Source organism: Bradyrhizobium sp., assembly GCF_035273305.1.
Lineage (GTDB): Bacteria > Pseudomonadota > Alphaproteobacteria > Rhizobiales > Xanthobacteraceae > Bradyrhizobium.
In genome coordinates, this window is the sequence record NZ_DATEPI010000333.1 from 1 (window position 1) to 24,438 (window position 24,438).

Here is a 24,438-nt window from a genome sequence, read left to right on the forward strand (position 1 = left end):
AAGTGATCGAGTTGCCGGTGGAAGGCACCTGCAATCGCCTGATCGTATCCTCGTTTAGCTTCTGAGGTGCGCGTGTCCGCATTATGTCCGCACTATCAATTCACTTGAGTGTCCTTCATTGTGGATCCGATGTCTTCCGAGCGTCAACGCAAATGCTTGGTAGTGTTAATGTCTTGTACAAAAATCGAAGGGCATTTTGCAGGATCAATAACTTGCCGAAATCGGGTGCGCGTGACTCTTAATCATCGGGTCCCAGGTTCGAGCCCTGGTGCGCCCACCAACTTTATCAAGCAGTTACCGATTTAGCCGACGCGAATATCAGCCGCGTTTTACAGCTCATTTCACAGTTTTGTCCTCGCTCCGAGCTTGAGTACCGCCGCTTCCGCCAGCTGGACGTCGCGACCGAGGTAGTGCACGTCAAGGATCGCCTCGACGTCCTTGAGGCTGTGGCCAGTGAAGGTCGCGATCTGCAGCACGGTCGCCTCGGCCAGCGCCAACCGCACCACCGCCGACCCACGCAGATCGTGAAAGATCAAGCCACTGACGCCAGCGCGATGGCATGTCTTGGACCACGACGTCCGTGTTAACACCGGGTGATCCATGCCCGCCGAATGTGTTCTGTGCCAAACCGCCTGCGAACGCTTCAGATCCTAACGGGCCCAAGGTCCCGGGATACCCGGGGCGACCCGGAAACTGGCCACCCGGATTATACAGATCCGAAGGGAGGACCTGATTGGGTTCCGAATCCGAACGGCCAGGGTATGGGTTGGCGGGATGCAAATGGGGATGTAGGTCCCGACACGTCAAGGTGGGGCTGCGCATGGGGGACCTCACTGCGACGTGCAAACTCCAGGTGGCGGAGATCGCAACGTGCGCCCACTCAGGTAAGCGCAGGAAACTAGAAGTTCGTCCAAGGATGGAACTATGAAGAACATCCAAGTCATCGACGGTGCTGACAATTGTACGTTCAGCATTTTTCAAGCGACCGACGAGGAATTTGCGGCGATCTTTCCTCTGAGCGGACAAGACATTCAGCTTTCTGAGGATCTCTCCGAGTTCGCTCTATCTGCATACGAGCTATTTGGGAGCGCCTGTAGCAAAACCGCAGGCGAAAGGAATTCACGGTACATTGTTCTACGGGTTCGAACGGAAGCGAAAATATTCCCCTGCATCGAAAGGCGAGGCTGATTGGGAACGTTCTGCAACTAACCGCGCAGAACGGCGAATGTACCAGCAGCTTGGCTGACGACGTACTCAGGTCGTAATGTGGCTATCGCTTAGTCACGCCGTGGATCGGTGGCGTAGGCACCACTGCCTAGGCGGTGGGACAGTTTACCACCTTCGATGCCTGCTTACATGGAATAGGCAATCGTAGGGTCGAACCAGTTCGTGACCGCAGACAACTCGAAGCGCGTGACAGACTCGCGCAGCGAATTGGGTATCCGCACCGACAAATCACTCGGCATGGCCACCGGCATTCTCACGCTGCGTGGCTGTCTCGCTTGAGCCCATGTTTGTTTTCAATCCCGACCGCTCGATGACGGGGACATTTCCAAATCTTGGCCGGTGCATCCTTCAGCGCGAACTGCGCAGGCAAGCGTCTGATTCCGCACTCGCGACGGCGTCTGCCGATGGAAATGGCTCAACGGCTGGATTGCGCCTACGAAGCGCTTGCTGCAGCTTGGGCATACCTGGAGAACCAGTTTCTGCCCGCTCATTCACATGCAGCGGGCTGGCGATTGTGGGCAGCGGCGCTTCCCCCTCGCCTACGAGGAGGCGAGAGCGCATAGGGTCGCTGTCGCAAGCCGCCATTGGCTCACAGACGGAAAATACATCGCGATCACATCTATATTCATGGTGAACGCTGGGTTTTGACCGGAGCGGACGTTAAGCCTTGCTAAGCAAGAGTCCTTTGGGAACTCGCCCGAAGGCTTTCGATATGCAGTCGTTGCTGTAGCGACTTCGCCCCCGCGAACAACTTTTGATTGACGATTCCCATTTACGTTCCCTTGGCATTCAACCTGGAGCTGAGCATGAGGACATTCGAACCAGCTGCGACCGCCCCGCGCATCTCGGCCGCGCCCTCGCGGATTCGTACGCTCTACGTCCTGTTCTTCTTCTCCGGGTTTCCGGCGCTCATCTATCAGCTGACCTGGCAGCGCAGCCTGTTTCGTGTTTTCGGCGTCAATACCGAATCCGTGACCATCGTTGTCACGGCGTTCATGCTTGGCCTTGGTATTGGAAGCATCGCTGGCGGATGGATCACACGGCGGCGCAAAATCAATGCGCTACTCCTCCTAGGTATGATTGAACTCTCCACCGCACTGTTCGGGATCGTATCGCTTGCGATGTTCGAGTTCGTGGGACGGCTCGTCCTGGACTGGCCGTTGCCGGCGGTAGCTGTCGTCAACCTTCTGCTCGTTCTGATTCCGACACTCCTGATGGGCGCAACGCTGCCAATCCTCGTCTCACATCTTGTGCGGACATCCGGGCACACCGGAGCAGCCGTGGGTACTCTCTACTACGTTAACACGATCGGCGCGGGCGCTGCCTCCCTTTTGTGCGCTACACTCATTTTCCCCTATACCGGCATGCACGCCGCAGTCTGGATTGCGGCGAGCATCAACGCCATTGTCGGTCTCGGCGCGCTGCTGGCGCAGAATCGATATCGCGAGCGCGTCGTGGAGGATGCATCATCAATAGCAGCCCCGCTTCAGCGACCCATCCTTTCGATCCCCTTTGTCATGGTAATGGCCGCAATGGGCGGTTTCATCTCCCTGTCCTACGAGATATTCCTGTTCCGTACCGTTTCGTTCGCCTCCGGATCGAGCTCATTCGCGTTCGCACTGGCGCTTGCCGCGTTTCTGATAGGGATTGCCGGCGGGTCTTATGAAGCCGGTACTATCTGCGCGAAGCATTCGCAGCGCGACGCGATGCGGAAAATTGTCGTCAACCTCACTTGGGCGAATGTGTTTGCCGCAATCTTCCTGCCGCTGATCACTCAATTTGCTTGGATGAGCATGGGGGTGATCAGCGTTGCGCTGGTTCCAATCTATCTGGTTGCCCGGCAGTGGGGTGGACTTCTGCCTTATCTCTCCGAATTGGGCATCGCCGCCGATGATCGTGCCGGCATGCGAACGGGGTTACTCTATTTCTCAAATATTGTCGGATGCACGATGGGCTCGGTACTGACCGGCTTCGTCCTGACGAGCTATTTCGACCTGCATGGCATTGCCATCCTGCTTCTTTGTGGCGGGACGGCTTGCGTGATGCTCATGATAGCAAAGCTCGATGTTGCTGTTCGCGAGCGGTTATGTCGCGGCAGCACCGCCTTCGCGGTTCTGACGATGGCTGCGCTTCTCATGCCTTCGACGGCGGGCCGCCTTTTGGAAAATTTGCAGTACAAGCGTATCTCGGATCACGCCTTTGTCGATGTCGTCGAGAACAGGGACGGCATCATTACCGTGGACACTGATGGTAGTGTGTTCGGTAATGGCATGTATGACGGCCATTTCAATGTCGACCTCCATCATGATCAGAACGGCATCATCCGTCCCTACGCACTAAGCCTGTTTCATCCAGCTCCGCGCGATATTTTGATGATCGGCCTGTCATCAGGCTCATGGGCGCAGGTGATTGCCAGTAACCCGGCCGTTACTTCAGTTACGGTGGTCGAAATCAATCCCGGTTATCGTGACTTGATCGCGCGACGGCCCGAAGTTCAGTCGATCCTTCAGAACCCAAAGGTCCGGATCATCAAAGACGATGGACGCCGGTGGCTGAACCGGCACCCCAACGAGAGATTCGATGCCATCGTGTCGAACACGACCTGGAATTTCCGGATGAACGCCACAAATCTGCTTTCGACCGAGTTCCTGGAGCTCGCCAAACAGCATCTCAACCGTGGCGGTATCCTCTTCTACAACACGACGGATTCGGCTCGCGTCCAAAGAACAGGCTGCCTGGCGTTTCCGTTTGGTGCGCGGTTCACCAATCATATGGTGCTCTCGGAAAGCCCGATGAATTGGGACTTCTCGCGTTGGCGCGGCGTGCTGGAGAACTACACGCTTGACGGTAAACCCAGCTTCAACATGGCGACGGCCAACGATCGCGCCGCAATCGATTCTGTTCTGTATCAGTATGGTCCCGCCGGCGGTCAGGTCGAGGATTGCCGGGCAGTGCTTTCGCGGACGGCGGATATGAAGCCTATCACCGACGACAACATGGGGACGGAGTGGCGCCGCTATATCCGGCTTGAGTAGTACCACCGGTCGTCTGGCGACAGTACATCCCCTAGTGGCAGGCAAGCAGCAAAGACCAGCGATTTACAATTCAGATGTAAGCCATTGTAGAGACCTAAAACGCATCAGTTTACAGGTAAGTACCTGATCTACTTGGAAACAAGTCAGACTCTTAATCATCGGGTCGTAGGTTCGATCCCTACTGCGCCCACCAACAAACGCTTATAAATAGCGAACAACTTGAAACGCCCGGAGAGCCGGCGGACAACTCCGCTCAATTTGAGCTTTTTCTGTACGACGCTGGACATTCGTTCTGAACTCCGAAGTCGGACACCACTCGGCTGCGGCAAAGGCGCGGAGTTAGGTTCGATCCCATGCGTAGCCTTATCAGCGCCGCGGTCCTGATCACTACCTCCTCGGGCATTGCCGATGCTGGAGGCCGCGGATATCGCGGGCACGGCCACCGGCACATCGACTGGATCATCCCCACAGGCCCGCAAGTGATCATCGCGCCCGAGATGAGCGAGACCGAATGGGCCTACGATCGTGCCCGAAGGCTGGAATGGCAGGCCCGATGCAAGCCGCGCAGCGTCAACGGTCGGGTCGCGTACGCGGCGCCGGGCTGTGATCTTCAAATCCTGAACTAGGCGCAAGCCCATCGGGCGAAGACAGCGCCGCGAGTCACGCCGGCGAAAAGAACGATTTTAGGATCGCAAACAAGTTCGGCCCGCCCTAGACAAGACCAACAATGCGAGCGCAGCTGCCGATGAACGCCGCTTGGACGCCCCCATCTCCCTCATCAGGGTAACGGTATGAGAAGCGCGTGCGCCGCATCTTGTCGCGTGTGGGCAAGGAGCACGTCACGCGTCCTTCGAGGGCATACTCAGGTTTCATCGGGCGGCATGTCACGAGGTACCATGTGGCACTCCCTACTTCATCTCAACGTTTGATGAGCCACGCAAGCGAGCCATGAACCCAAGGCTTACGAATCCAAGGATCATCATTGCCCACGTCGAAGGTTCGGGGACAGCGCGTATCGATCCAAACAATCCATGTTGCTCGCCGTCAATGCCGTCCGTAAAAAACAGCGTGTTCGGATCACCATTATTGCCCGCGTTTCCGAAAGCCAGTGACCAAAGCCCGCCCGCGGATTGACCAGCACCTGGATCAATTGGGATCGAGCCAAGGAATTGGCCGGTGAGCGGATCGAACGCATTAATCTCGCTGGCAAGGAAGCTGAAATTGCCTACAAGCAAGTCGCCGCCGAACTGGCCGAAACCTGAAGGTGCAAGAGTAATTCCCCAAGGCGACGCTAGCTGGCCACCAGATATCAAGCGTTGCTGAAAGTTGCCATTCGTATCGAATACACTCACAAACCCGGCACCCGGAAGGGCCGCTATCTGAGCTGGTCTGCCCGCCGGAGCGTAAGTAACGTAAATTTTGCCGCCGATGTTTTGCACGTTGAAGGGGACGAAACCAGTGGGGAGGTTGGGATCGACAAAGCCCCCTGGAGCTGTGACTGCGTGGAAGGAGCCATCGAAAACATCGATGTGGTTCTGCGCGCCATTGGCCGCGTAGAGCTGCGTTCCTGCTAAAGTCAAACCGGTGTAGACGGCTCCAGGGGTCATGGCTGCAACTTGCGCCGTGGTGCCGGCCCCATTATTCCAAGCTGAGATCGTGCCGTTCAGATTTGCGAATATGAAGGTGGCTGGGTTTCCATTCGACGGAACCGCAAATGACGAAGTGGGGTTGAATACCTGTCCTGTTGGCCCCTGCGGCCCCACGCTTGTCGTCGGAATTGAAACGATCAGAGCCGCTTGTGTTACGGGTCCGCCGCTGGGAACATTGTAAAGGGTGGCGACCCCGGTGCCTTGATCCGAAACCCAGAACGGAGTGCTGGGACCGTGCGATACTCCCCACGGATTGACCAGATGTGGATCAGTAATAGCCGCTAGTCCGGCGATATCCGACACAAGATCGGTCTGCAGGTATGCGGAGGCGTGAGCAGAACAGGCCATCGAAGAAAACAGCCCAACCGCGGCTAGCAACTGTGGCCAACGTTTACGCATGACATGGTCCTCCCGACGTTCGAGGCCTGCCCTAACAATGCTGAACAGTCCCTGCGGTCATTTATTCCAGACCGTTCTGAAAGCGCGGCGACAAGATAGGCGTCGAGCCTGGGGTCGCGGTGCTGGGTCTCCAGGCTGACGATTTGTGCAACGACTGCTCTTCGGTCCGGAACGAACTGCTGCTTCAGACGTGATGTATTTTGCGTCGTTGAGTCACCGAGACAGCCGCAAGGGAGGATTGGGAATGTTTAAACGTATGCACACATGCTCGTTTGCTGCCGTGTCGGCAGCAGCGCTTCTATTAATTCCGATCTCGGCCTTTTCCCAATCTATTGAAATTGGACCGGGCGGCATCCGCGTGGGCCGAGGCGGGGAGTGCGAACGATTGCGACGTGCCTGCGAATACAAGGACGTTCGAGGAGAGCAGGGCGAAGGCAATTGCCGCAGATACCGCGAAATCTGCCAGAGACCGGCAAGAAGGGATGTTTGCGGGGAGTTGAGGCAAGCTTGCCTTAACAAGGACCGATTGGGCGAACAAGGCGAAGGAAATTGCCGTAGGTATCGCCAAACTTGCCGCTGATGGTCAGGGTTGCATGACCGGTTGAGTATCGGCGGAGCCCCGCAAGGTCGCGCTTGCTCAGATGGCGGTCTTAGCCGCAACTAAGATCGCCTTCCGACATCGTTGGAGCGAGAGGATCGCGTCCTGCGCACGGGCAGAGCGCGCAACCTCATGCATGGCATATCTTTTATTGCGGCGCACGATCCGAGCGAGACGTTTGCACACAAGCGAGGCCGAGGATCGTTACTCGATTATACATCACGCTCAATTACCCGGGTAATAGAGGCGTAATTCCGAGTAATACGGGTGTACTTGGTTTTGATAATGGCAAGGTGCCTTACCCGCGCCGATTAGGCGATATGCAAGGTGAACGAGACCGCTATTGGACAATGTCGCTGTCCGATAGGGCGCTGCGCTAATGTGATTTCGGGGTCCAATTCCATCCTGATCCGCAAAGAACTCATTTTCATTTTGGAGACGTCTTGGAGGACGAAATGGGTACATATTCTATAAATAATTTCAGCCGCCGTGAAATTGCAAATATGTCAGCAGCGTTGCTGTGCGCCAGTGTTCTGCCATCAAGGCTGATTGCAGCAGAGAAGCTGTTACGTACTCCGGGCCAAATCCTCGGTCCGTTCTATCCTCTGAAGGAATTGCCTCAAACTTCAGACCTAACGAGAGTGCCCGGCCGCGCGGGTCGAGCGGCTGGACAGATACTGAACGTAATGGGTCGCGTGCTGAACCTCAAAGGGGAGCCAGTTCGCAACGCAAAAATCGAGATTTGGCAAGCCAACGCCTATGGGCGTTACACACATCCAAGCGACACAAACCCTGCGCCCCTCGATCCGAACTTCGATGGATCAGCACTACTGGCCACTGACTCGGAAGGGCAGTATCGCTTCAAAACAATCAAGTCTGCTGCTTATCCCGGTGGACCCAACTCTATGCGGCCGGCACACATCCACTTTCAGGTGAGCGGACGAGAGGACAGGCTCGTCACTCAAATGTATTTTGAAAACGATCCTTACAACGATAGCGATCCGTTCCTGAACAGCGCCGGCCGCAAGCAATTACTCATAGCAAAACTGCAGGACCCCACCCCGGAATTCGAACCGGATTCAAAGCTCGTCCGATTCGATATCGTCCTGTACAACGGATGAGAACGTGGAATAGAAACGATGATGAGCCGGATGCGCGACTAGTCGCACTAGTCCAAGCGTTTCGAACTGGCGGGCCCATTCGGCCGGAGGATCGCGAAGGCGCTCAATGCCGATACCGCCGGGGAGGCGAGCCTCGACCGCTGTCTCGACGAGAGCCGGTAAGCGAGATGTTCATCTTGACTTGACGGACGCTGCACTTCTCCCGATCGGCAATTCTGTGCTGAGCGGCTGCTGCGTTCAACTCGAGGATCATCGCTATCGGCTATTATCGATACGTTGGCGTCGATGCACGGCGGCATCGCCGCGGTCCGTCGACTCAGTATCTCACAACGTCCGAATGCCGTTCTTGATGCCGTCGGCGATCTGACCAATTTGCTCCTCGTTGATGATAAGAGGCGGCGACAGGATCAGTGTATCGCCAAGGGCGCGAACAAAGATGCCGCTTTCGAGACAGTGGTTCGCAACGGCTCGAGCCCGTTGTCCGGGAGCATTCGGCGCAGCTTCGATCTCCACGGCCCCAAGCAGGCCGAGGTTGCGGATATCGCGCACCACGCCGCCGGCGCTTTTGATGTCGTGAATGGCGGCTTCCCAGCTTCCGGCGATGCGCGCGACCTTTTCAAAGATACCATCCTCCCGGTACACATCGAGACTGGCAAGCGCCGCAGCACAGGCGAGCGGGTGGCCGGAGTACGTATAGCCGTGCGCGAACTCGACTGTCGCCTCCGGACCCTGAGACATGGCCTCGCGCACGTGGTGGTGAACCAACACGCCCCCCATGGGAACAGCGCCGTTACTCATCCCCTTCGCACAGGTGAGGAGGTCGGGTGTAACGCCTAAAGCTTGGGCGGCAAACGGTGCACCCAGTCTTCCGAAGCCGGTGACGACCTCATCGAAGATCAGCAGGATACCGTGCTTGCTGGTGATCTCGCGCAGCCGCTCGAGATAGCCTTTGGGCGGCGGCAGCACGCCGCCGGCGCCAGCCACCGGTTCGACGATGACGGCTGCGACGGTCGAGGGGTCAATCGCGGTTAGCAGGTCTTCCAGCGCATCCGCAAAGTCGACCCCATGCTCGGGCTGGCCCTTGCTGAACGCATTACGAGAGAGGTCAAGCGTATGGGGTAGGTGCGACACCCCCGGAAGCAAGATGCCGAATTGCGCCCGCTGCCATCCGATGCCGGAGACCGAGAGCCCGCCGAACCCCATGCCATGGTAGCTGCGCTGGCGTCCGATTAAGCGCTGGCGATGACCCTCGCCTCGCGCCCGGTGGTAAGCCAGCGCCAACTTCAGAGCGGTGTCGACGGCTTCGGAGCCCGATCCGGCAAGGAAGACGTGGTCATATCCCGTCGGCGCGATCTCGATCAGTCGATTGGTGTAGTGAAACGCGAGTGGATGGCCAAGCGAGAAGCTTGACGCGTAATCGAGCTTGCCCGCCTGGTGACGAATGGCCTCAACGATCTTGGGATGGCAGTGCCCGGCATTGACGCACCAAAGGCCGGCAATGGCATCGAGCACAGACCGGCCTTCAGGCGTCTTGTAGTGCATCCCCTTGGCCTCGACAAAGAACTCCGGCGCTGACTTGAAGCGTCGGTTCGGCGTCATCGGCATCCAGTAGGCTTCAAGATTGTTCGGCGGAATGTCGAGGTTCGTTTGAGACATTTACGCTGCTCCAGTCTTGTTTGATCTCGATGGGGATGATCGTGGATTGTCGACGACCTGCCGCCTTCCGCTACGTTGCGAACAGACCGCCGCTACAGGTTGACGACGGATGACCACTTGGCCGCCAGCGTCAACGCCGCATCTTTGACTCATCGATCAGATTTGCCGGTTCATGCCTTGACCGAGCCGGCGGTGAGACCGGCGACATAGTGCTCGACGAAAAACGAGTAGATGATCGCCACCGGGATCGAGCCGAGCAGGGCGCCGGCCATCAGCTGGCCCCAGTAGAACACGTCGCCGCGGATCAGCTCGGCGATGACGCCGACCGGCACGGTGCGCACCGAGCTCTTGGTGAGGAATATCAGGGCATAGAGAAACTCGTTCTGTGAGAGCGTGAAGGCGAAGATGCCGGCAGATATGAACCCCGGCGTGCATAGCGGCAGGAAGATCGTCCACATTGTCTGGAGCCGGCTGGCGCCGTCGATCCGCGCCGCCTCCTCAAGCTCCTTCGGCACCGTCTTGAAATAGCCGAGCAGCAGCCAGGCGCAGAACGGCACCAGCATGGTCGGATACGTCAGGATCACGGAGGTGAGCGTGTTGCCGAGGCCAAGTCGGTTAATCACGTCCGCAAGCGGGATGAACAGCAGCGGCTGCGGCACGAGGTAGATCGCCGCAATGGTCATTGCGATCAGCGACGATCCGGCAAAGCGCATGCGCGCCAGCGGATAGGCAAGCATGGTGCCGAGGATCAGCGAGATTCCGGTTGCTACCACCGCCACCAGCATCGTGTTCCACGTCCACAACAGGAAGCTCGACTTGGTCAGAAGGTCGACATAGTGCTTGAGCGTCGGCGCATGAACGATCAGCGGCATTACATTCTTGTTGTAGAGCTCGGCGTTGGGTTTGATCGACGTGATCGCCATCCAGTAGAACGGAAACAACGCCAGCACGAGAAAGAAGCCGACCGGCAGCCATACCCGCAGCGCCTGACGGATGCGTCCTTCGCCGCTGACGACCATCTCATTCCCTCCGCAAGTAGATGGTCAGCGCCACTATCAGCAGCGCCAGCGCCGGCAGCATCGCTAGCGCGATCGAGGCTCCGAGCCCGAGCTTGCCAGCGCCCATTGCGATATCGAACGCGTAGGTCGCGAACAGTTGCGTGGCGTTTGCCGGCCCGCCATGGGTCAGTACGTAGATGAGCTGGAAATCGGCGAAGGTGAAGATGACCGAGAACAGGGTGACGATCAGGATGATCGGCCGCAGCAGCGGCAAGGTGATGAAGCGAAACCGCTCCCATCCGCCAGCGCCGTCGATGGAGGCTGCTTCATACAGCTCGGAAGGCACCGTCTGCAGGCCGGCGAGCAGGGTGATTCCATAGAACGGCAGCCCGCGCCAGGTGTTGATGATGATGATCGAGACCATCGCAAGCGTCGGATCGCCGAGCCATGATGGGCCGGGCTTGGGCCAGCCAAGCGCCACCATGAGGCGGTTGACGACGCTGAAAGCCGGATCGAGCATCCACAGCCAGGCAACTGTGCTGAGCACGGTTGGCACGATGAACGGCAGCAGCAGCAGCGCGCGTACCAGGTTCTTCATGCGGAAGTGCTGGTTCATGGCCAGCGCCAGGCCGAGCCCGCCGATCATCTTCAAGAGCGTCGCGACGCCGGTGTAGATGAACGTGTTGATCGCCACCCGCCAGAAGACCGGATCGTGCGCGTCGGTGATGAAATTCTTCAGCCCGACGAAGGTGCCGGTGTGCGCGACCGGCCGGTCTTCCAGGCTGAGCAGAATGCCGTAGCAGAACGGATATCCGACGAGTGCGGCCAGGAAGGCGAGCGGTAGCGCCATCATCAGCCAGCTAAAGACGCTTTGGCGGTCAAGCACCACCGCCAGCGACACACGCTTGCGCGCCGCTGGGGCAGATACGAGAATACGCTCGGATGCAATCGTCATCTGTCAGGCCGAGCGATAGATGTCCTTCAATTGACCCGCGGCATCCTTGATGACGTCCTTGGTCGACGCACCGGCACAGGCCTTGGCGAACATGTCGATGACGACATATTTGGCGACGACTTCGGCCAGTTGCCGGCTCGCCGGAGCGGGCCACCCCGGCAGATGGGCGTTTGCGAGCGCATCCCGGAACGGCAGGTTGCGCGGCTCGACGTTCCACATCGGCGCATTCTCATAGCCGTGCACCAGGGGCTGGTAATAGGAGTCCGCGATCGCGTACCAGCCGCCCAGTTGCTTCGGCTGCATCAGCCAGCGCATGAAGGCCTGGGCCTCCTGCCGGACCGGCGAGAAATCGAAGATCGAATGGCTGATCGCGTTGAGCAGGTGGAAGCGTCCCTTCGGTCCCGCCGGGTTCATCGCTTGGTCGGTGACCTTGCCGATTTCGGGAAACTCGCGCTTGGCGAACCACAGGATGCTTTCCGCATTGTTGGTGCAGGAGATCTGCTCCGCCATCCATGCCTTGTTGTTGCTGACGTCGGTCCAGCCGAGGACGTCGTCGAGCATGGTGTCCTTGAAGAACTTGCGGCAGAAATCGACAGCGCGCGCGGTCTCGTCGGAATCGATGACCACGGTTTTGCCGTCGGCCGCCACCTCGGAGCCGCCATAGGACCACAGCAAGGGATAGAGCCAGCCGTGGTTATCGCCGAAGCCGTGGCCCAGCTCGAAGCCGAAGGGATGGTCCTTGGCCTTCAGCTTCTTGCCGACCTCGTAGAGCTCTTCCCAGGTCTCCGGGAATTTCTTGACGCCGACCTCGGCGAACAAGTCGGTGCGCCAGTTCATCAATTGACCGATATTGGCGAAGGGAATCGCCTTCCATTTGCCATCGACGACAACGGCCTCCCTGCCGGCGTCGTACCAGCCGCCTTGCGCCTTGCCGACCTCTTCGGCTATGTCGCCGACGTCGAGATATTTGTTGCTAAACTGGATCACCTGCAGCAGGCCGTTCATCGTGATGTCCGCGCCCGAGCCGGTCTCGGCAATCGTGCTGATCCGCGTCGGCAGGCTGCCAACGCTGGTCACCTCGTAGACGATCTTTATGCCGGTCTCTTTTTCGTACGCCGGGGCGAGCGTGTTCGCGACATATTCGTCGAACGGTTTGATGAACGAGCTTTCGTGCAGGATAGTGATGGTCTTCTCGGCAGCGCCCGCTGGTAGGGACCGGCTCAACGCCGCTGCGGTGCCCGCGGCAGCGATCTTGAGAAATCCCCGCCGGTTCGTCAGATGATTGGTTGCCGGCCCTGTCATACTGCTCCTCCCTGGGTTGATGTCCGGGCTGATTGCCCCCTCCTTTTTGTTTGGGCGCAAGACTACAGCAGGATCGGATTTGGTACAGTCGGGAATCGCGGCGGGCTCAGCGTCCTTAGTATCAGATGGTTTGAACTGGCTGAGCAGCTCGATGCTGCATGCACCGCAGCCGCAACAAGGACAACATTGTTGACGGATGTGGGATCGTGCAAGCGTCGCTCCCATCGCCTCCATCCCCGGCCGCGGTTTAGATCGGCCAGATGTACCTCGGCGTCCTGGCGTGGTAGCGAAGGTACGCATCGCCGAATTTTGCGCGCAGATAACGCTCCTCCGGCAACACGACGCCCCAATGCAAGATCAATTGGCTCGGAACGAACAGGATCAGAAGCCATCCGTTCGCCGAGATCAAAGCCAAGCCAATCATCAGCAGGGATCCTCCCACGTAAATCGGATTTCGCGTGAACCTGAAAACGCCGTCCGTTACGAGCGCGGTGGCCGGCGAGGAGGGGCTAACGTTGGTGCCCAGCCGCGCCATCGCGTGGATGGCACTTGCGCCCACCAACAGTCCGATGATCACGATCACAAATCCGGCGATCCACCGTAGCTGCCAATCAATATGCGACAGCGTTTCAACGGGAGCGAGCCGCTGCAGCACAAAGCTGATCACGACAGTCGAGATGATGATCACGGGCGGAAATATGATGACATCAGGCGCATCGGGTTTCACATTTTTCGACATAACAGCTCGCTATCTTTGATTTTGGCCGCTCCGCACAGGCTACGTCTTGAACTGGTCGCGGCGCATGCCGGAGGTGAGACTGACCGCTCCGGAAATGTTCATCATTTCGCGGCGGTTACCATGATTTCGACGAGCATGCCCGGATACCATAGCTGAGGCGAATGCAGGCACGCGCGCGTCGGCGGACTAGCGGCATCCACCCAGCCGTTCCAGGTCTCGTTATGCGCCGTGAAAAGGCTCATGTCCGTCAGCCATACCAGCGCGCTTAGCAGTTTGGATTTATCTGTGCCGGCTATCTTCAGCAGGCCGTCGATCCTGGCGAGCACTTGCGAAGTCTGGTCCTTGACGTCGCCGAGATGCTCGGGATCTGCGGTGATCCCTGCCAGATAGACCATGTTATCGCGAACCGTCGCGTAGCTGATGATGGGAGCGACGCTGGTGAGGGGCTTCCGACTGGATGGCCCGATGACGACGTGTCGCTGAATGCTCATCGTTGGTTCTCCTGTGCTGAATCGTCCAGCGCGCTCAGCCGCGCGCTGGGTAACCCGGAAAATGCGATTGTCGCGAGAACGCTCGCCGAGACGTTGCCAACTTCGCGGCGCGTGATGCCGGCCATGAAGCGCCTCCCGGTCGTCCTGTCCGGCCGAAGAATTGTCTGGTGGACGGCATCTGTCCAATGCATAGTTTGTCGTGTTGCCATCAGTAATCTGGATAGCTCGTGGACATAAATCAAATTCGAACCTTCGTGACGATCGCCGAGGCGCGTAGCTTCAGCGGCGCGGGGACTACCTTGCACCGCTCTCAGCCGGCGATTAGCCGCCGCATCGAACTACTCGAACAGGAAGTGGGTATCGCATTGTTCGAACGGCTTCGCGGCGGTGTAGCGCTTACTGATGCGGGCGCGGCGCTGCTGCCTTACGCAGCTTCGGTACTCGCCGCGATGAAGGATGGCTTGACGGCTGTGCAGGCCGTGCGCACCGGCGATGCTGGCCAAATATCGCTAGCGCTGGTGGGCACGCTTGCGAGCGACGCGTTGACCAAGGTACTACGCAAATTCCAACGCAAACATTCCGCAGTTCGCCTCGATATTCAAACTGCCACAAGTCAAGAAGTTGAAGAACTGGTGCTGCGCGGGGAAGCGACATTAGGCCTGCGATATACTGGGAGCCAAAACTCTGATCTGGTCTCGCAGGTGGTTTGGGAAGACAGGCTACTGTTGGTCGCTCGCCCGGATCATCCGCTTGCTGATGGGCGTAACCATCGGCCGATCGAACTCACGGGCGAACGGTGGGTTGCGTTTACATCCCGGAGGTCACCAGAAGCGTTCGTCAAATTTTTGGAGCGAAAGCTGCTCATGGCCGGTCTCGACCAACCGGAAATAGTTCCGATTGACGGGCTGACGGCCCAGAAGCGTCTTGTCGAAGCTGGCTTCGGAATCGCGCTGCTCGCGGAGAGCAACATTCGGGAGGAACTTCGTGCTGGCTCCCTCCGGATAATCGAGGTGCCCGCGCTGCGAGCCACTATCCCGGTCGCGTTGGTTCATCGGCGCAAGGCTTATCTCGGGGAAGCCGCGCGGTATCTGTTGGCCATGATTTCTGCCTTGGCGCCCCTCGCCAAACCCAACCGCAGAAGCTCTGGCGCAAACAGGAAAAGCGCGCTGCGAACCCGCTGAAGTCTGAGCTTTCCTGATGACGTTCACCGTCTCGGCGCTGGCGTTTCCGACCGGCGCTCGATCGCGCGCACTCCAAGCGCGTTGACGGTTTCACAGAGCGCCGACGTGTGACTTTTCAGATTCCGTCAAAACGATGATGCGCTGAACATAGGCGCAGAAGAGAGCTTGCGCTCTCGTCCCGACGTGGAGCGCATTTTGGGATGTGTGCTCTTTGGTCGCAATACCGCGCGCGGCGGAAGGTCCTATGTTGGGTACGACATGGCCCACATCTTCGAAATCGATCCGCGCATTGCGCGGCGTTGCTTGCACGCCGGACGCCTCCAAGCAGGAGCTTAGCCGGACGGTACTTCTGCCGTCCGGTGGCCGTTCTTTCACAAAACAGCTTTGGCCTGTGGCTCTCCGACTGGGGGAGCCCAAACGACGAGACATGCCGTGAACAACTCCTCTAGCCCGGACATCATTCTTCCAGTGTCCGACCACCGCCGCTTGGAACGGCTCGCGCGCGTTGGCGCACATCAAGACGATGCGGACGCACGCTTCCTCTTGGCTGAGATCAATCGTGCAGAAGTCGTCCCTGATCGCGCAGCCAGACTGGACAGCGTCGTCACCATGGGCTCCTGGGTCACCTTCTGGATCAGTTGTGGCTTTCCTCCCGAGACGAGGCAACTGGTGTACCCCGAGGACTATACGTCGGAGCGAAGCCAAATCAGCGTGATCTCCCCGCTGGGTGCTGCGTTGATCGGGCTGAGCGTCGGAAGCGAAATCCCGTTCTTCGCAGCGGGGCGCACCGGCCTCGTCAAAATCGAAAGCGTCAGTCGGCGCGATCCGAAGGATGTTGTCAGGGCTCTGTTTAGTAATCAGGTCTTCCAAGGCCAAGAGGTCTTTGATGACGATGATCCGGGACCATCAGCCGCTTAGGAAGGAGAGAGGTAATGAGCAAGACTGATCGAAAGCGCGGACCGGAAACCGTATTGCCACCGATCACTGTGATGGAGGACGAGGCTAAGCGTCTAAACGCTCTCGCCAGTTCGAGCGCGATGCTCTTCCCGCGTGTAGCCCATTTCCTTGCACGGGAGATGGAACGTGCAAGCGTTGTGGCGGACGATTCTGATCTGCCGGGTGTGGTCCGCATGGGCTCGCAGGTCCGCTACTGCGATGACAGCTCCGGTGAAATTCGAGACGTGGTGTTGGTGTATCCGCATGAGGCGGACATAACGCTTAAGCGCGTCTCGGTTCTTACGCCGGTCGGAGCTGCGCTCATCGGCCTGAGCGTTGGTCAAGCCATCGAGTTCCGAACGCCGGGCCAAAACAAACGGTGCCTGACGGTACTAGATGTGTCGAACTGAAGGAGGCTTTGATGTGAGCGACGTTTCAACTAAACAGGCCGCCTTCACCCTCATCATTATCATCGTCGTTTTGGCTGCCGGTTTCTATCTGGCCACCTTCCTCAAGCCTTGAACACCGAACGTCTGGGGTGGCCCTTCTCGGTCTCTATGGTCTGAGCTGGGCCCCTCAGTGCCATCCCACCGCTTAATTGGGTTCACGGGAGAAGCTAAACGATCCCTCCCAATCATCGCCGTGCCCGCGCTAGGAGCCAGAAATCCCGTAAAAGCGCGCTGCGCATCCGCTGAAGTCTGAGCTTTCCTGATGGCGTTGGCCGTCTCGGCCCTGGCGTTTCCGACCGGCGCTCGGCCCGACAACCAGCAAACTGCCGGATCTGACCGCCTAAAGGTTCCAAACGATTTGCAGGCTCATTTGCAGCGGGAACTTGGAACGCATTGACGGCCTTCGCTTTGAGTCGGGTGGAGGAAACATGGCTCGAGTCTGGAACGGCCCCGTCTTCATTCTTGCTGCGTTGTACTTCGTTGTCGACGGCGTGTTCTCTTACGTCACGCAGCCGATAGCGGCATGGCTTGCGGAGAGAAGGCTCCTCGAGCGAGTGCGACGCTGGATCATTTCCTTGGGTCCTTATTCGTCGCTCGCGCTTTTTGCGGTGCCGGTTATCATTCTCGAGCCGGCCAAGCCCCTAGCCGGGTATTTGATTGGCACCGGCCATTTCTTCGCGGGCGCGGTTACCTTCATCAGCGCCGAAGTTGCCAAGCTTACAGTGGTCGAACGGCTATTTCAGCTCAACCGCGAAAAGCTGCTGTCGATCCGGGCATTCGCATGGGGGTACCAGTATTGGCGTCAGATCATGGAAACGATTGAATCGCTCGAGGTCTGGAAAGCTTCACGAAGACTAGCGGCAAAGGCTGGACGTCTCGTGCGGACTCAATGGCTCCAGGTTCGGACGCGATGGGCTCATTACAAGCGTCAGTATGGAATCTCTCGATTTCCAATGCCATCGCAGCACAGGGTGGTGAGAGTGGATGAGCAATCGCGCCGGCGTTCGCCGCGCGATTGGACCGAGACTCGACTCTCGAGGAATAACTAGCTGCATTTCTTCTGCTGTCGGAAACCCGTGCAATGGGCTAAGGTTCAGCTACCGGTCCCAATGCGCGGTGATAAGTGATGAATACGACGCTCGGTGACGATGACTTGTTGTTGGTCATCGACGTGCAGAATGATTTCTGCGCCGGCGGCGCGCTTGCCGTTCCCGATGCTGACGCGGTGGTGCCGGTCATCAATCGGCTCACTGAGCGTTTTGACCATGTCGTGCTTACTCAGGACTGGCATCCCGCAGGCCATAGCTCGTTCGCAAAATCGCATCCGGGCTCGGCTGCGTTTGAGGCGATCAATATGCCTTATGGTCCTCAAACTCTTTGGCCAGATCATTGCGTTCAGGGTACCATCGGGGCGGAGTTTCATTCGCAGCTCGAGACGAAGCGGGCTGAACTCGTCATCCGAAAGGGGTTTCGCGCCGGAATCGATTCTTACTCCGCGTTTTTCGAGAACGACCGGCGTACTTCCACGGGATTGTCCGGTTATCTGCGCGAGCGCGGCTTCAATCGGATATTCCTCGCCGGACTGGCTACCGACTATTGCGTCTATTATTCAGCCCTGGACGCGCGCCGGCTCGGCTTCGACAGCGTCGTGATCGAGGCAGGATGCAGGGCCATCAATTTGGCTGGGTCGCTGGATGCCGCATGGAGCGCGATGGCCGACCTTGGCGTGCAGCGCCTCGGCGATCTGTCTTAAGTAGCTACGCCGTCCGAGGCGTCCGGTTCGGCATCCCACCTGCAGCAATGATTTCCGCGCTCAATTGTTCGATCGTTGTGCGGTGACGCATTGCAGTCTGCCGGATGAGCACAAAAGCCTCCGTTTCCGACAGACCGTGGCCGCGCATGATTTGCAGAACCGCGGCGAATACCAGCCGTCGCGAACGAATTCGATCCTCCAGCTTCTCGATGTGAGCAGCCGCATCCTTTTTGCGCAGCGCGGAATCGAACGCGACGACCAACGCGGTGTAAAGCCCCGCCGAGCGCAGCGGCTTGACCAGGAAAGACGCCGGCTGCAGGTCGAGCAGCCACTTCAGGCGGCTTGGGGTTTCGGTGCCGATCAAGGCGATAATCGGCGCATGGGTCTTCCACGCAGGGGCCGCATCGGACCTGATCGGAATAGCATCGGCATCTACAATGATGATTTCATGGGCGTCATCCTGCGGCCGCACCTCGGCCGGATCGCATTCCCCGACGATCATGCCCAACCGGCCAAGCTGACGGCGCAGGATCGAGATGTCCCGCTCGTCCCTCATCGCCACGAGAGCGCGACGGCCGCGAACGGAGAAGGGCGATGTCATCGTCATTTTACGATACGCAGATGTTTGGGCTTGCTCATCGCATCATTGCTCTTTTGCGGTCCGGTGCCAATTGCCGCGAGATCGAGATTCGAAAGATAAGGGTCGGGGCGCTCGGGAGCGTCCGCTTCCCAGAAGATCTCGAACTGGCATCCGCGCACGGAGCGCGCCAAACGCGGAGTCAGAAAGCAGTGGTTGTTGTCGGGATCGACCCAGGTCGGGCCTTGAGGGGAATCGTAGCGGTGATTGGCCGCGGCACGCCGGACGGCAGTCACTTCCGCGGAGCCGGCCCGACGGATGGCACGCGCCAGCAGCATGATGCAGACATAGGTCGATTGCCCGTCGACAGAGGGGCTTGAATGGGGGCCGTAACGCTTCTTCCACCGCGCAACAAATGCGCGGTTCTCAGGTATGTCTATGCTCTCGAAATAAGCAGACGAGGTGATGCATCCGATGGAGGCCGCCGATCCGATCAGCTTGAGCTCGGGCTCGCAGAGGCTGCAGCTCAGCATCGGAATCGTGAGTCCCGCGCGCGTGGTCGCCTCGTGAAGCGCGCGGACGAAGACATAGCTGGATTCGCCGACGAGCGTATTAAACACGACCGGCGGCCTGCGATCGATAATCTCGGAAACGATATGATCCACCGCAGTATCGCCGAGTTCAAGCAGCCGTTCGGCAATAACGCGCCCACCGGCGCTGGTGACGATTTCGCGGAGCACGCGGTTGGTTTCCCAGGTCCAGACGTAGTTGGAGCCTGCACAGAACACCTCGCTCGAAATCTCATCGAGCATGTGTCGCACCAGCGGCACCACCGTGTGATTGGGCGCGGCGCCGACATAGATAACATTGTCGCTGCTTTCGAATCCTTCGTACCGCGCCGGATGCCATAGCAGCCGCTCGGTGCGTTCGACGATCGGAATAACTTGCTTGCGCGAGGCCGATGTGTAGCAGCCACAGATGTGATCGACCCGCTCTTCGCGTATCAGGTCAGCGCAAGCCGTATGGTACGCGGCAACGACTCCGCCAGGATCGCGCAGATGCGGTGCAAAGGTAAAGTCGAAATCGTCGCTCTCGTTTATTTCCTCGACAGCCATCAATGCACTCTTCTGCATCTGGCGTCCCATCATCGCGTAAGGTCCTGACTGGGAAAATACGAGTCCGAGGGGAATGGATGGCTTTTTCATCGGACAGGCCTGCCTGGCAAATCGTACGAGCGCGACAACATCGCTCTGTCATCTTTGTATCGTCAAGCCGGTCCGCGGGCGATCGGCTTGCTCCCGCTTAAAAAGTGACCGGCTCGCATTGACAAGTCTGGTAACGCTAAGACACAATAACCTGGTACGCGAACGCTTGCATGACGAAACTAGTTTCACGCAGCCGATGCTGTCTGCGTGACCTCGATATCTCGTACTGCAACGCAATCCTACGCGAGCATCGATAGCAGGGCATTGAAGCCATTCTTGGTCTCTTGAGGCCACGGATGGCTTTTTTCATTTTGTCGTTTCGAAAGCAATCAGGTGGAGCATGCCGGTTCGGCTTCCGAGCGTTGAGCAGATAAGCGAATTAGGCTCGGGCTTCGGCCTGGTCCTCTCCGCTGATGAAGTCGCCGCTTTTCAGCAAGCATTCAAAGGACCGCTGGCTTCATATGGCCGGCTCGAAGAACTGGTCGCGCCTGATCTGGGGCCGGTCGCACCACGCTCACCAGGATATCGGCCCGGCGCTGCCGAAAATAAGTACGGCGCCTGGTACTGGAAAACGGAGATCAGCACTGGCGCGAAGGGGCTTTTGAGCGGCAAAAAAATCGCGATCAAGGACAACATTTGCGTGGCCGGCGTTCCCATGATGAATGGTTCGGCCCTGCTCGAAGGCTACGTTCCGGAATTCGATGCCACGGTGGTGACGCGAATTCTTGAAGCGGGCGGTACGATCGCGGGAAAAGCGGCCTGTGAAGACCTCTGCTTCTCGGGCGCGAGCCACACCTGCGCGAGCGGCGTGATACGCAATCCGCATAATTCCGCCCACAGTGCCGGCGGTTCATCCGGTGGAAGCGCCGCGCTGGTCGCAGCCGGCGAAGTACCGATGGCGCTCGGTGGAGACCAGGGCGGCTCGATCCGCACCCCATCGAGTTGGTGCGGTGTGTATGGTCTGAAACCGACCTGGGGACTCGTGCCCACGACGGGTTCGATGCCGATCAGCTATTCGGTCGATCACTGCGGCCCGATTGGCGCCAGCGTCGAAGATGTGGCGCGCCTGCTTACGGTGATTGCGGGCCACGACGGCTGGGACACACGGACAATTTCAGCCCGCACCGGCGATTACATGGCCGCGCTTGGCCAGCCGCCGGCGGGATTGCGTGTCGGCGTCCTGCGCGAGGGATTTGGCCATTCCGAGAGCGATCCCGCGGTGAACGAGAAGGTAAGGCGCGCGATCGCGTCGCTCGCCAGGGCCGGCGTTGAAAGCGAAGAAGTATCGGTGCCCTGGCATCTCGATGGACCTCACGTCTGGAGCGGCATCATCCTGGAGGGAGCGGCCGAGATGATGCTGAAGGGATATGGCGTCGGCAATAACATCCACGGCTATTACCCGCTTTCGATGCAGGACGCATTCGCCCGCGGGATGGGAACGCGGATCAACGACGTGTCGCCGACCGTGAAATTGGTGCTGATGCTGGGAGAATATATGCATCGCAACTATCACGGGCGTTATCATTCGAAAGCACAGAACCTGCGGGTTCTGCTGCGCCGGGCCTACGAGCAAGCGCTGGAGAAGTACGATGCGCTGCTGATGCCCACAATTCCCTTTACTGCAACTGCCATTCCGCCGCCCGATGCGCCTCTCGGCACTGCAATCGATACGGCGCTCAACATGCAGGCCAATACTTGCTCGTTCGACGTGTCCGGCCATCCAGCCTTCACTGTACCCTGTGGGCTTGTTGATGGCTTGCCGGTTGGATTGATGATGGTGGGCCGTCATTTCGACGAAACAACATTGATACGGCTTGCTTCGGCGATCGAAGCTGCCGGCAACTGGAAAAAGAACTAGCACGAAAATTGCACCGCAAAGCCGCGTGACTGACTATTGAGGCAATCGCGATGATCAACGATTCTTGGCTGCAGAGTTCCATTATGGCGAAACGGGGCGTCGCTCGCGGTCAGGCTGGAAAACGTCACGAGCTTTCGATCGCCGCGCAGGGCGATTATCACTACGTGTACGGGCCGTATGCCAAGCCGGTGCTGACGATCAACCCTGGTGACGTTGTCGCGGTGGAGACGGAAGATGCCTTTGGCGGCGTCATCACCAGCGAGACCGACAGTCCGACGGCGAAATTGAAATTTCCGTTTCTCAATCCGCAGTGCGGTCCGATCGCGGTGAGCGGCGTGGAAAAGGGCGATTGCGTCGCGATCCTGATTCATGCGGTCGAGACACGCGGCGCCCAGCCTGCGGGCACCACCTGCATCATCCCGGAATTCGGCGGCTTGGTCGGGACGGCCGCGACCGCCATGCTCAACCCGCCGCTGCCGGAGCGCGTTCGCAAGATGCATGTCGACACCAATGGCGTGCGCTGGAGCGACAAGATCACGCTGCCATATCAGCCCTTCATCGGCACGATCGGGATTTCACCGGAGATTGAAGCGATCTCTTCGCTGCAGCCGGACTATCATGGCGGCAATATGGATTTGCCTGATGTGGCGCCCGGTGCAATTCTCTACTTCCCTGTACATGTCAAGGGCGGCTTTATCTATGTAGGCGATTGCCACGCTGCACAAGGCGACGGAGAGTTGTCGGGGGTCGCGATCGAGCAACGCGCGACGGTGACCATGCAGATCGACGTCATCAAGGGATGGAGCTTCGCCTGGCCGCGGCTGGAAACTGAGACCTTCCTGATGGCCATCGGCAGCGCGCGGCCGCTCGAGGACGCCGCACGCATTTCCTATCGCGAGCTGGTGCGCTGGATGAGCGCAGATTACGGTTTCGACGAGATCGATGCGTACATGCTGCTCAGTCAGGCAGGACGCATTCGGCTCGGCAACATGGTCGATCCGAAATACACAATGGGCGCATCGATCCTGAAAAAATACCTGGTCTGATAAGAGGTGTCGGCAACAAGGAGGAGTAGGGCAATGAAGGTCAATCGCAGAAGCTTTTTGCAAGCTACAGCCGGCGCTGCTGCTGCCGGCGCGTTTTCCTCTCCCGTCTGGGCGGAGGATCCAATCAACGTCGCAAGTATTCACGACCTTTCGGGCGGGCTCGATATCTACGGCAAGCCGATGGTCGATGCACTGACGTTGGCGGTGGAAGAGGCTAACGCCGCCGGTGGCCTGCTTGGACGCCAGATCAAGCTGATAAATTACGATACGCAGTCGAACATGCAGCTCTACACGCAGTTTGCGCAGCAGGCGGCACTAAAGGACAAGGTTGCCGTCGTCCATGGCGGCATCACCTCGGCCTCGCGCGAAGTGATCCGGCCCGTGCTCGATCGATTCAAGACACTTTACTTCTACAATACCCAATACGAAGGCGGTGTCTGCGACCGCAACAATTTCGACACCGGGGTTACTCCCGCGCAAACCGTGGAGAAGCTCGTTCCCTACGCGATGAAGAAGTGGGGCAAGAAGGTCTATGTCATCGCCGCCGACTACAACTACGGCCAGATCACCTCGCAATGGGTGAAGAAATATGTGCTGGAGAACGGCGGCGAGGTACCCTCGATCGACTTCTTCCCGCTGGACGTCACGAATTTCGGCCCAACCGTCTCTAAAATTCAGGCAGCAAAGCCGGATTTCGTGTGGTCGGCGCTGGTCGGCGGCGCGCATATCTCGTTTTACCGCCAGTGGGCGGCGGCCGGAATGCACAAGAGCATTCCGATGGCCTCGACCACGTTCGCGGTGGGCAACGAGCACATCGTGTTGTCGCCCGAGGAATGCAACGGCATGCTGATTTGCTACAATTACTTCCAGGATTTGAAAAATCCCACCAACGCTGCTTTCGTATCCAGCTTCCACAAGCGGTTCGGCGCCGATTATCCCAACATTACCGAACTTGCGATGGGAACCTATCAGGGCTTCCGGCTATGGGCCGAGGCGGTGAAGAAAGCGAAAAGTGTCGACCGCATGAAGGTCATCGAGGCACTCGAGACCGGAATCAGCATCGATGCTCCCTCCGGTAAGGTGACGATCGATCCGCCGACCCACCATTGCGTGCTCGACGTTCATATCGCCGAGGTCAAAGACAAGAAGCTCAACGTGCTGGAGGACTTCCCCCAGCAGAAGCCCGCGGACACCGCCGCGGTGTGCAATCTGATCAAGAATCCGAACGATAACCAGCAATATGTGATCAAGATCTGAGGCCGG

At 58.6% G+C, this 24,438-nt stretch carries 22 protein-coding genes; 11 read left to right on the top strand and 11 right to left on the bottom strand.

Annotated elements, in window-relative coordinates; all coding sequences use genetic code 11:
- Positions 1 to 341: 341 nt before the first annotated feature.
- Positions 342 to 590: a hypothetical protein gene (locus VJV58_RS21660; protein ID WP_324139413.1), complete on the bottom strand. Its 249-nt coding sequence runs from the start codon at positions 588 to 590 to the stop codon at positions 342 to 344.
- 1,443 nt (positions 591 to 2,033) lie between these two features.
- Between VJV58_RS21660 and VJV58_RS21665 the strand changes: the two genes are divergently transcribed.
- Positions 2,034 to 4,262 (top strand): fused MFS/spermidine synthase, encoded by a 2,229-nt coding sequence (locus VJV58_RS21665; protein WP_324139414.1) that lies wholly within the window; start codon positions 2,034 to 2,036, stop codon positions 4,260 to 4,262.
- Between the two features lie 353 nt (positions 4,263 to 4,615).
- Entirely contained in the window at positions 4,616 to 4,888 is a 273-nt protein-coding gene (locus tag VJV58_RS21670) for a hypothetical protein (protein WP_324139415.1), read from the top strand.
- Between the two features lie 282 nt (positions 4,889 to 5,170).
- Here the strand turns inward: VJV58_RS21670 and VJV58_RS21675 are convergent, their stop codons facing one another.
- Entirely contained in the window at positions 5,171 to 6,310 is a 1,140-nt protein-coding gene (locus VJV58_RS21675) for a TIGR03118 family protein (RefSeq protein WP_324139416.1), read from the bottom strand.
- A 1,053-nt stretch (positions 6,311 to 7,363) separates the two neighbouring features.
- Between VJV58_RS21675 and VJV58_RS21680 the strand changes: the two genes are divergently transcribed.
- Positions 7,364 to 8,029, top strand: coding sequence for a protocatechuate 3,4-dioxygenase (locus VJV58_RS21680; protein ID WP_324139417.1), 666 nt, complete (start codon positions 7,364 to 7,366; stop codon positions 8,027 to 8,029).
- Between the two features lie 324 nt (positions 8,030 to 8,353).
- Here VJV58_RS21680 and VJV58_RS21685 read toward each other — a convergent pair whose 3' ends face one another.
- The 7 genes from VJV58_RS21685 to VJV58_RS21715 all read right to left on the bottom strand — a co-directional run bounded on the left by VJV58_RS21685 (position 8,354) and on the right by VJV58_RS21715 (position 14,295).
- Positions 8,354 to 9,685 carry an aminotransferase class III-fold pyridoxal phosphate-dependent enzyme gene (locus VJV58_RS21685; protein ID WP_324139418.1) on the bottom strand — a complete coding sequence of 444 codons (1,332 nt, stop codon included), beginning with the start codon at positions 9,683 to 9,685 and terminating at the stop codon, positions 8,354 to 8,356.
- Positions 9,686 to 9,855: 170 nt separating this feature from the next.
- Entirely contained in the window at positions 9,856 to 10,704 is an 849-nt protein-coding gene (locus tag VJV58_RS21690; RefSeq protein ID WP_324139419.1) for a carbohydrate ABC transporter permease, read from the bottom strand.
- 1 nt (position 10,705) lies between these two features.
- Complete coding sequence (locus VJV58_RS21695) at positions 10,706 to 11,638, bottom strand: sugar ABC transporter permease (RefSeq protein WP_324139420.1); 933 nt, start codon at positions 11,636 to 11,638, stop codon at positions 10,706 to 10,708.
- Between the two features lie 3 nt (positions 11,639 to 11,641).
- On the bottom strand, positions 11,642 to 12,940 hold the full coding sequence (locus VJV58_RS21700; protein ID WP_324139421.1) for an ABC transporter substrate-binding protein: 1,299 nt from the start codon (positions 12,938 to 12,940) through the stop codon (positions 11,642 to 11,644).
- Positions 12,941 to 13,187: 247 nt separating this feature from the next.
- The gene (locus tag VJV58_RS21705; protein ID WP_324139422.1) at positions 13,188 to 13,679 is read right to left on the bottom strand and encodes an isoprenylcysteine carboxylmethyltransferase family protein; all 492 of its coding nucleotides are present in this window, start codon (positions 13,677 to 13,679) and stop codon (positions 13,188 to 13,190) included.
- A gap of 101 nt (positions 13,680 to 13,780) precedes the next feature.
- Positions 13,781 to 14,170, bottom strand: a complete 390-nt coding sequence (locus tag VJV58_RS21710) for a RidA family protein (RefSeq protein ID WP_324139424.1) — start codon at positions 14,168 to 14,170, stop codon at positions 13,781 to 13,783.
- Positions 14,167 to 14,295 carry a hypothetical protein gene (locus VJV58_RS21715; RefSeq protein ID WP_324139425.1) on the bottom strand — a complete coding sequence of 43 codons (129 nt, stop codon included), beginning with the start codon at positions 14,293 to 14,295 and terminating at the stop codon, positions 14,167 to 14,169. The genes VJV58_RS21710 and VJV58_RS21715 overlap by 4 nt, the downstream gene beginning before the upstream one ends.
- A gap of 102 nt (positions 14,296 to 14,397) precedes the next feature.
- On the opposite strand from VJV58_RS21715, the gene VJV58_RS21720 reads away from it, so the two are divergent.
- The 5 genes from VJV58_RS21720 to pncA all read left to right on the top strand — a co-directional run bounded on the left by VJV58_RS21720 (position 14,398) and on the right by pncA (position 18,489).
- Positions 14,398 to 15,351, top strand: coding sequence for a LysR family transcriptional regulator (locus tag VJV58_RS21720; RefSeq protein ID WP_324139426.1), 954 nt, complete (start codon positions 14,398 to 14,400; stop codon positions 15,349 to 15,351).
- A 432-nt stretch (positions 15,352 to 15,783) separates the two neighbouring features.
- Positions 15,784 to 16,269, top strand: coding sequence for a GreA/GreB family elongation factor (locus VJV58_RS21725; RefSeq protein ID WP_324139427.1), 486 nt, complete (start codon positions 15,784 to 15,786; stop codon positions 16,267 to 16,269).
- 14 nt (positions 16,270 to 16,283) lie between these two features.
- Positions 16,284 to 16,697 (top strand): nucleoside diphosphate kinase regulator, encoded by a 414-nt coding sequence (gene rnk / locus VJV58_RS21730; protein ID WP_324139428.1) that lies wholly within the window; start codon positions 16,284 to 16,286, stop codon positions 16,695 to 16,697.
- Between the two features lie 467 nt (positions 16,698 to 17,164).
- A complete protein-coding gene (locus VJV58_RS21735) occupies positions 17,165 to 17,785 on the top strand; it encodes a hypothetical protein (RefSeq protein WP_324139429.1) in 621 nt (206 codons plus the stop codon).
- Positions 17,786 to 17,862: 77 nt separating this feature from the next.
- Positions 17,863 to 18,489 (top strand): bifunctional nicotinamidase/pyrazinamidase, encoded by a 627-nt coding sequence (pncA, locus tag VJV58_RS21740; protein WP_324139430.1) that lies wholly within the window; start codon positions 17,863 to 17,865, stop codon positions 18,487 to 18,489.
- Between the two features lie 4 nt (positions 18,490 to 18,493).
- Here pncA and VJV58_RS21745 read toward each other — a convergent pair whose 3' ends face one another.
- Together VJV58_RS21745 and VJV58_RS21750 are read right to left on the bottom strand one after the other, a co-directional pair.
- Positions 18,494 to 19,090 carry an ANTAR domain-containing response regulator gene (locus VJV58_RS21745; RefSeq protein WP_324139431.1) on the bottom strand — a complete coding sequence of 199 codons (597 nt, stop codon included), beginning with the start codon at positions 19,088 to 19,090 and terminating at the stop codon, positions 18,494 to 18,496.
- 2 nt (positions 19,091 to 19,092) lie between these two features.
- On the bottom strand, positions 19,093 to 20,271 hold the full coding sequence (locus tag VJV58_RS21750; RefSeq protein WP_324139432.1) for a transporter substrate-binding domain-containing protein: 1,179 nt from the start codon (positions 20,269 to 20,271) through the stop codon (positions 19,093 to 19,095).
- Between the two features lie 340 nt (positions 20,272 to 20,611).
- On the opposite strand from VJV58_RS21750, the gene VJV58_RS21755 reads away from it, so the two are divergent.
- From VJV58_RS21755 to VJV58_RS21765, 3 genes are read left to right on the top strand one after another with little or no spacing between them, the layout of a single operon-like run.
- Positions 20,612 to 22,129: an amidase gene (locus VJV58_RS21755; RefSeq protein ID WP_324139433.1), complete on the top strand. Its 1,518-nt coding sequence runs from the start codon at positions 20,612 to 20,614 to the stop codon at positions 22,127 to 22,129.
- A 50-nt stretch (positions 22,130 to 22,179) separates the two neighbouring features.
- A complete protein-coding gene (locus tag VJV58_RS21760; protein WP_324139434.1) occupies positions 22,180 to 23,175 on the top strand; it encodes an acetamidase/formamidase family protein in 996 nt (331 codons plus the stop codon).
- A 33-nt stretch (positions 23,176 to 23,208) separates the two neighbouring features.
- Positions 23,209 to 24,432 carry an ABC transporter substrate-binding protein gene (locus VJV58_RS21765; RefSeq protein ID WP_324139435.1) on the top strand — a complete coding sequence of 408 codons (1,224 nt, stop codon included), beginning with the start codon at positions 23,209 to 23,211 and terminating at the stop codon, positions 24,430 to 24,432.
- Positions 24,433 to 24,438: the final 6 nt, after the last annotated feature.

Excerpts from the sequence above, each read along its gene's own strand:
- VJV58_RS21665 (WP_324139414.1), top strand. The coding sequence starts at position 2,034 with ATGAGGACATTCGAACCAGCTGCGACCGCCCCGCGCATCTCGGCCGCG.
- VJV58_RS21670 (WP_324139415.1), top strand. The coding sequence starts at position 4,616 with ATGCGTAGCCTTATCAGCGCCGCGGTCCTGATCACTACCTCCTCGGGC.
- VJV58_RS21675 (WP_324139416.1), bottom strand. The coding sequence starts at position 6,310 with ATGCGTAAACGTTGGCCACAGTTGCTAGCCGCGGTTGGGCTGTTTTCT.
- VJV58_RS21680 (WP_324139417.1), top strand. The coding sequence starts at position 7,364 with ATGGGTACATATTCTATAAATAATTTCAGCCGCCGTGAAATTGCAAAT.
- VJV58_RS21685 (WP_324139418.1), bottom strand. The coding sequence starts at position 9,685 with ATGTCTCAAACGAACCTCGACATTCCGCCGAACAATCTTGAAGCCTAC.
- VJV58_RS21690 (WP_324139419.1), bottom strand. The coding sequence starts at position 10,704 with ATGGTCGTCAGCGGCGAAGGACGCATCCGTCAGGCGCTGCGGGTATGG.
- VJV58_RS21695 (WP_324139420.1), bottom strand. The coding sequence starts at position 11,638 with ATGACGATTGCATCCGAGCGTATTCTCGTATCTGCCCCAGCGGCGCGC.
- VJV58_RS21700 (WP_324139421.1), bottom strand. The coding sequence starts at position 12,940 with ATGACAGGGCCGGCAACCAATCATCTGACGAACCGGCGGGGATTTCTC.
- VJV58_RS21705 (WP_324139422.1), bottom strand. The coding sequence starts at position 13,679 with ATGTCGAAAAATGTGAAACCCGATGCGCCTGATGTCATCATATTTCCG.
- VJV58_RS21710 (WP_324139424.1), bottom strand. The coding sequence starts at position 14,170 with ATGAGCATTCAGCGACACGTCGTCATCGGGCCATCCAGTCGGAAGCCC.
- VJV58_RS21715 (WP_324139425.1), bottom strand. The coding sequence starts at position 14,295 with ATGGCCGGCATCACGCGCCGCGAAGTTGGCAACGTCTCGGCGAGCGTT.
- rnk (WP_324139428.1), top strand. The coding sequence starts at position 16,284 with ATGAGCAAGACTGATCGAAAGCGCGGACCGGAAACCGTATTGCCACCG.
- VJV58_RS21735 (WP_324139429.1), top strand. The coding sequence starts at position 17,165 with ATGGCTCGAGTCTGGAACGGCCCCGTCTTCATTCTTGCTGCGTTGTAC.
- pncA (WP_324139430.1), top strand. The coding sequence starts at position 17,863 with ATGAATACGACGCTCGGTGACGATGACTTGTTGTTGGTCATCGACGTG.
- VJV58_RS21745 (WP_324139431.1), bottom strand. The coding sequence starts at position 19,090 with ATGACATCGCCCTTCTCCGTTCGCGGCCGTCGCGCTCTCGTGGCGATG.
- VJV58_RS21750 (WP_324139432.1), bottom strand. The coding sequence starts at position 20,271 with ATGAAAAAGCCATCCATTCCCCTCGGACTCGTATTTTCCCAGTCAGGA.
- VJV58_RS21755 (WP_324139433.1), top strand. The coding sequence starts at position 20,612 with ATGCCGGTTCGGCTTCCGAGCGTTGAGCAGATAAGCGAATTAGGCTCG.
- VJV58_RS21760 (WP_324139434.1), top strand. The coding sequence starts at position 22,180 with ATGATCAACGATTCTTGGCTGCAGAGTTCCATTATGGCGAAACGGGGC.
- VJV58_RS21765 (WP_324139435.1), top strand. The coding sequence starts at position 23,209 with ATGAAGGTCAATCGCAGAAGCTTTTTGCAAGCTACAGCCGGCGCTGCT.